The sequence below is a fragment of the Flexivirga sp. B27 genome (genome assembly GCF_052905685.1).
In genome coordinates, this window is the sequence record NZ_JBPYUM010000007.1 from 58356 (window position 1) to 64781 (window position 6426).

At 65.2% G+C, this 6426-nt stretch carries 7 protein-coding genes and 1 tRNA gene; 4 read left to right on the forward strand and 4 right to left on the reverse strand.

Annotated elements, in window-relative coordinates:
• Window positions 1-14: 14 nt before the first annotated feature.
• Window positions 15-884 carry a hypothetical protein gene (locus tag ACSZL9_RS18835; RefSeq protein ID WP_446667066.1) on the reverse strand — a complete coding sequence of 290 codons (870 nt, stop codon included), beginning with the start codon at window positions 882-884 and terminating at the stop codon, window positions 15-17.
• A 153-nt stretch (window positions 885-1037) separates the two neighbouring features.
• Window positions 1038-1116: transfer RNA gene (locus ACSZL9_RS18840), tRNA-Gln, on the reverse strand.
• Between the two features lie 157 nt (window positions 1117-1273).
• On the opposite strand from ACSZL9_RS18840, the gene ACSZL9_RS18845 reads away from it, so the two are divergent.
• Window positions 1274-1873: a TetR/AcrR family transcriptional regulator gene (locus ACSZL9_RS18845; RefSeq protein ID WP_446667067.1), complete on the forward strand. Its 600-nt coding sequence runs from the start codon at window positions 1274-1276 to the stop codon at window positions 1871-1873.
• Here ACSZL9_RS18845 and ACSZL9_RS18850 read toward each other — a convergent pair.
• Complete coding sequence (locus ACSZL9_RS18850; protein ID WP_446667068.1) at window positions 1860-2252, reverse strand: VOC family protein; 393 nt, start codon at window positions 2250-2252, stop codon at window positions 1860-1862. The genes ACSZL9_RS18845 and ACSZL9_RS18850 overlap by 14 nt on opposite strands.
• Window positions 2253-2258: 6 nt before the next feature.
• Window positions 2259-3044, reverse strand: a complete 786-nt coding sequence (locus ACSZL9_RS18855) for a methyltransferase domain-containing protein (protein ID WP_446667069.1) — start codon at window positions 3042-3044, stop codon at window positions 2259-2261.
• Between the two features lie 85 nt (window positions 3045-3129).
• On the opposite strand from ACSZL9_RS18855, the gene ACSZL9_RS18860 reads away from it, so the two are divergent.
• The 3 genes from ACSZL9_RS18860 to ACSZL9_RS18870 all read left to right on the forward strand — a co-directional run.
• On the forward strand, window positions 3130-3636 hold the full coding sequence (locus ACSZL9_RS18860; RefSeq protein WP_446667070.1) for a MarR family winged helix-turn-helix transcriptional regulator: 507 nt from the start codon (window positions 3130-3132) through the stop codon (window positions 3634-3636).
• Window positions 3637-3744: 108 nt separating this feature from the next.
• Window positions 3745-4692 (forward strand): ArsR/SmtB family transcription factor, encoded by a 948-nt coding sequence (locus tag ACSZL9_RS18865; RefSeq protein WP_446667071.1) that lies wholly within the window; start codon window positions 3745-3747, stop codon window positions 4690-4692.
• A 315-nt stretch (window positions 4693-5007) separates the two neighbouring features.
• Window positions 5008-6426: ABC transporter substrate-binding protein (locus ACSZL9_RS18870; RefSeq protein WP_446667072.1), on the forward strand; the 1419-nt coding region annotated here is incomplete at its 3' end.

The window sequence follows — 6426 nt, forward strand, 5'->3', positions numbered from 1 at the left end:
GAACGTCTGGCCAGTCACTTCGACTCCTGCGGGTTGAGTTCCGTGTTGAAGTAGTGCTTGCGAGCGACCCATTTGAAGCCCTCATGCTTGCTGATCCCAGCAACTTCGATCGGTCCACCTACCGTAGCCGGTCCGGGAAGGAATCTAGTCATTTTCACGGTGGTCTCGACCAGGAACTCCGCCAGGTCGAGCGCGTCCTTGAAGGGCATGGCGTCCTGAACCACGGGCTGCTGGAGGTGCTGCTGGAGTACCGCCGCAGCAGGTTCGCATTGCTCCGGAGGCACTCCGAGCGCATCTTGAAGCACCTCGGGCATGCGGGGATCGACGCCCATCACGAGCCGCATGACGGTCGCGGGTTGTCCGCCGACCATGAATCCGCACTCGGCGCCGGGCCGAAGGCCCTCAATTGGTGCTGCGGGTGCGGATCCGCCCGCTTCGATTTTCCACTCCTCCGCATGAGCCCCGCCAGTCGAATAGCCAGCCACGACCATGCCTAACTCGGGACTGTCGGCCGCCCCAGAGCCAAACTCCTCTACGTAGAGACGATCCACCACGTATTCCTTGACGCGCTCGGCAACGGCTTCGACCGTGAACGCAGCACGATCAAGAGCCCAGTCCTGCCCGTCGGGGCCTGCCACGTCGCCGGACAGCATCGCTCGTAGATCCTTGAAGATTGTGGTCATCGAGACGGGACCGATGGAGCCCGAACCCCAGGTCATCACGCCGAGTGGTAACCCCTTAACGAGGTTAACGATCTTGTTGGCGTTGTCGTAGACGTTCACGACGCCGACGTTGCCGGAGTGGTCCCGTGCCATCAGAGTTGACGCCGAGTCCGCTGCGAGGACGACACCATCGTGAACTTTGAGAGATACCGCGATTGTCATCGGTAGTCCTTGATCACCGGGCGAACGTATCGCACATGCGCGTCGTGCGTGGGTGAAACACACCGCCGCAGGGCAACTGTGAGAGTTTCTGTGAGAGGGCAGTCGCGACGACCCGCGCCGCGAACGGGCGCGGGCCGCTGACCTGCGTCAATGCTCCCCGGGTTGGAATCGAACCAACGTCGCTAATCCTGATTCAAAGTCAGGCGGCCCCTACCAGCAGAGCAACCGGGGAACGCCCCGCACGGGGACCGCACAAGGGTAGGACAGATCGATCCCGATGGCATATCGGGGGATCATGGAAGATCGTTGACAACGATCTCGCAGCAGTCGCCACGCCCGGCCCGGCCATCCCGTTGAATGGAGCCATGCCTGCCAAGAAACGATCTCGCTTGTCTGCCGCGGATCGCCGCGAACAGTTGATCTCCGTTGCCGAGAAGCTCTTCGCCGAGCACGGGGTCCAACCCACGACCGTCGAGGACGTGGCCAGCGCAGCCGGAGTCACCAAACCACTGATCTACGAGCACTTCGGCGGCAAGGAGGGCCTGTATGCCGTGGTGGTCGACCGCGCCATGCGCCAGCTGTTGGACCACCTGGTCGGCGCCCTGACCTCCGGCGGGACGTCCCGCGAGTTGCTCGAGCGCGGAGCGGTTGCGCTGCTGAGCTACATCGAGGAGCAGCCGGCTGCGTTCCGGGTGCTGTTGCGCGACTCGCCGACCTGGCACGGCAGCGGCTCGGCAGCCAGCATCATGTCGGCAGTCGCGGGTCAGGTCGAGGAGATCGTCATCGAGGTCTTCAAGCGCAACGAGTTGGATGTCGAGGTCGTCCCGATCTATGCGCAGATGCTGGTCGGCATGATCGGCTTCACCGGCGAGTGGTGGATCGAGTCCGGCTCGTCGCTGCCGCGCGACACCGTCGCCGCGCACATGGTCAACCTCGCCTGGCACGGCCTGGGCGGCATCGAAGCGGACCCCAAGCTCAAGACGCTCTGACCTGCTGCAGCTCCACCCGGTTGCCGCAGGGGTCGTCGGTGTGGAATCGGCGCATGCCGGGGATCGCCTCGTCCCACCGCACCTCTCCCCCGGCAGCGGCGACCGCGTCCGCCGCCGCATCCACGTCCGCCACCAGCAGACACGGGTGCGCCTTACGCGCGGGGACAAAGGGTTCCTCGACGCCGCAATGCAATTCGTGATGTATGCCGACGGCGAACCAGCATCCGCCACGAGCCGCCAGCGCCGGTGGCTTCGGGATCTCGGGAAGGCCCAGCACCCCGGTGTAGAAGCCGCGCAGGTCGTCCTCCGCCCCAGCGGGACACGCGATCTGCACGTGGTGCAGGCCGGTCACCTCGACACCGTTCGACCTACTCGTCATACCCACTCAGTCTTTCCGGCCGACGGCGAAGATGCGACGGAAGGGCATCGGTGTCCCGTATGCCGCTCGCGGGTATGCCGCATCGAACCGCTCGACCAACTCGTCGAGAAACGGCCCTCGTTCGGACTCGTCCAGCCTGTCGAGCAGCGGTCGCAACGCTGTCCCCTTGACCCATTCCAGGACCGGACTGCGTTGTGCTCCTTGCGGATCCAGCACTTGCAGGTAGGTCGTCTCCCACACGTCGAAGTGTCCGCAGTGCGCGGCGAGCGTCTCGGCATACCGCTGCGGTGACTCCACGGGTGCGTCACGCAGCGCGCCCTCCAGGTCACCAGCTCGCTCGTGCGCTCGCGCGACCTCCCGGATGATCCGATGCGACGGCGCGTCGAAGTTGCCGGGCACCTGCATCGCGAGCCAACCTCCCGACGGCAGCTCGGCCAGCCATCGGTCGAGCAGGGTCAGATGCTCCGGGACCCACTGCAGCGTGGCGTTGGTGACGATGACGTCCGCCCGGCCCGCACCGTCCCAGGTCGCGACGTCCCCCAACTGCCAGTGCACGCGCTGCGACTCGTCGAGCGCACGAGCCCGCTCCAGCATTGACTCGGAGGAGTCCACTCCGCTGATCGCAGCGTGCGGCCACCGGTCGGCGAGGGTCAGGGTGAGCGGCCCGTTGCCGCAGCCGAGATCGACCACTCGCCCGAGTGCTTCGGCACCGACCCGGCCGAGCAGGTCACCGAACGGCCGCCCTCGCAGATCGGAGAAGTGTTCGTACTGCTGCGGGTCCCATGTCGGCACTGCGCCCTCCTCGTCAGAATTTATCTTGATATCAAGATATACACAGTTGTCTCGATGTCAAGAATCTTGCGGGTAGACTCACCCCATGGTGACGGAGCGCGACGAGGTCGATCAGATCGTCGATGCGTGGCGTCGAGAGCGCGCCGACCTGGATGTCGAGCCGCTACAGGTGCTTTCGCGGGTCTCACGACTCGCCCGGCTGCTGGATCAGGCTCGCGGCCGCGCGTTCACCGAGCATGGTCTGGACGGCTGGGAGTTCGACGTCCTGTCCGCCTTGCGACGGGTCGGAGCGCCATACGAGCTCTCCCCCGGCGCCCTCGTGCAGCAGACGCTCGTGACCAGCGGCACGATGACCAACCGCGTCGACCGGCTCGCCGGCCGCGGCCTGGTCGAGCGGCACCCCGCTCCCAACGACCGCCGAGGAGTCCTCGTGCGACTGACCGCGACCGGTCGTGACGCCGTCGATGCGGCGATGGTGGGCCTGCTGGAGCACGAGCGCGAGATCCTCTCCCACCTCCCGGCACGCAACCGCGCCGCCCTGGCCGGATCGTTGCGGACGCTGCTGTCGGCTGTCGAGCAACCGACGAAATAAGGTCGCAATTCGGCAACGTTCGGTTGTGATCTGTGTCACCTGATTGTCACCCGGTGTCACGATGAAGCGAAGCTGACCCACGTTTCGTCAGCCCGGGGAGGCCGCCGCGTGATCACGATCGAGCTGGAAGCACCCACGGTCACCAGCATCCGGTGGTCCGTGTCGCCGGCGATGGAGACGCTCGGCTGGCTCCAGTTGACCCGCGACAACGCGATCGATGCGAGCTACGGCGCCCCGACTCAGGAGGCGCGCGAACTCACCGGCTGCCCCGACGTCGCGCTCGCTGCCGCGTTGCTGCCGACCGACTCCGGCGAACCCACGGCCGACTTCCTCGCGCCGGTGCCACCCGCCGGATCACAGTGCCGGACTGCCGAGCTGCAGTTCGAGCAGATCCGCGGCACCGATCCCGCACACGCCGCGACCCAGCTGCGCGAGGCCGCCGGCGACCGCGACCTCGCGCCGGAGGTTGCCGCCGCACTCGAGGACGGTTCGCTGCCGGCTCGGGTGGCCGACGGCCTGGAAACGTTCTGGCAGCACGGTATGTCGGAGGTCTTCACCCGCGCGGAGGCTGCCTTGCGGGTCGAGATCGACCGTTGTGCGCAACTCGTGGACGGCGGCCTGGGCGCGGTCCTCAACATCGTTCACGGACGACTGTCCCAGCACGGGATCGCGCCCGGTGCCGACGACCAGCTCCACGTGCAGGCGCCCGAGCTGGTCGTCATACCGACCGCACTGCACGGGGCACGGCTCGCGATGCGGCCGTGGGGCAGCCAGCCGTTCGTGGCTTACCCGATCAGCACCCCGTCCGAGGCGACGGACACCCTCACCGGGATGCGACGACTGCTCGGTCCGACGCGTGCTGCGATCCTGCGACAGCTGAGCTCGGCACGCACGACCACCGAGCTCAGCGGAGAGTTGCGACTGGCCGCGGCGACCGTGTCCTACCACGTCAAGGTCATGCAGCGGGCCGGCCTGCTGGAGCGCTCCCGACGCCGCCACAACGTCTTCTATGAACTGTCACCGACCGGGCGTCAACTACTGGCGAGCCTGCCCTGACACTCGTCAATTCCATTCCGCTATCAGCCTGAATCCATTGTCGGAATTACAGATTCGACATGCTCTGCAGAGATTCGAAAAACTTCGAATATTGCGATCTGGTCGCGATCGGTTGCAACTGCTGGACTTCGCACATTGCCCGGTCAAGTGTATTGACCCAAGAAGCGACCGGGTCGGCGGGGGAATCGTCGGCTGCTTCTGCACAACCTCGGGGGCGGGTGCATCACCGGCAGATCCGGCACGCACCCGTGCAGTGAATTTGGGTGGTTACTCACGGCCGCGGAAACTCTCCGCGACCGCTGGAAGGGAAATGTCATGCGATTGACGAAACTGGCTGCACTGACGGCCGCAGGTGTGACTGCGGTCTCGTTGGCTGCGTGCAGCAGCGGCGGCCCGTCGACCAACAACAGCGGCAAGGGCGGTAGCGGCGACAACACTGCTGCCGGTGAGCAGACCAAGGCTGCGGTGGCGGCTCAGGACGCGACGCTGAAGGGCCCGGCACCGGACGTCAAGGGTGCCAAGAAGGGCGGCACGCTCTACATCGACGACTCGTCGAACCCGCCCACGATGGACCCGGCCGGTATCTACTACGTCGACTCGAACGCGTTCGCGACGCAGTACCTGTACCGCACGCTGACGCAGTACAAGATCGTCAAGGGCAAGCCGGTGCTGGTGCCGGACCTGGCCGAGGGTGTGGGTAAGCCGTCCGCGGACGGGTTGACCTGGACGTTCAAGATCAAGAAGGGCTTGAAGTACTCCGACGGTTCGCCGGTGAAGATCGAGGACTTCGTCTACGGGATGAAGCGGTCGTTCGCCAAGGAGAGCGTGGCGCTGAACGGCACCGATTACCAGCGGCAGTACCTGGTGGGCGGTAAGGACTACAAGGGTCCGTACAAGCAGCCGGATGCCAATTTCAAGGGTGTGACGACCAAGGGTGATGACACGTTGGTGTTCCACCTGGTCAAGAAGGTGCCGTCGTTCAACTACTTCGCGTCGTTCCCGGAGTTCACTCCGGTGCCGAAGGCCAAGGACACCAAGGGTGACTACCAGAAGCACCCGTTGACGACCGGCCCGTACAAGGTGGATTCCTACAACATCGGGTCCAAGCTGGTGTTGTCGCGTAACAAGTACTGGGATGCTGACACCGACCCGGTGCGGCACAACTACCCGGACAAGGTGCAGATCAACCTGGCGATCACCAACCTGGGTTCGCAGCAGCGGATCCTGGCCAACAGCGGCACCGGCGCCAACACCCTGAACATCGGTGAGATCGATGCGTCGCTGGAGTCGAAGGTGACCGGTGCGCAGAAGAACCAGTTCAAGCTCGGCCCGTCGTCGTGTGAGTTCTACGTCAACCTGAACGTCAACAAGATCCCGCTGAACATCCGCAAGGCCGTCGGCTACGCCTACCCCTGGGACCAGGTCCGCAAGGCAGGCGGTCGCTCGAAGCTGAACTACCAGCCGGCCACGACCTACGCGGCGCCGAGCCTGCAGGGTTACAAGAAGTACGACCCGCTGCCGTATGCCACTGGTCAGGGCACCGGTGACCCGGCCAAGGCCAAGGCCATCTTGAAGAAGGCCGGCAAGCTCGGCTTCCAGCTGTCCTACTACTACACCGGCGACAAGCCGCAGTCCGTGGCAGCCAACACCGCCCGCAAGAACGGTCTGAAGAAGGCCGGCTTCAAGGTCAAGGACATCCCGGTGCCCAGCGCAGAGATGACCAAGAAGATCGCC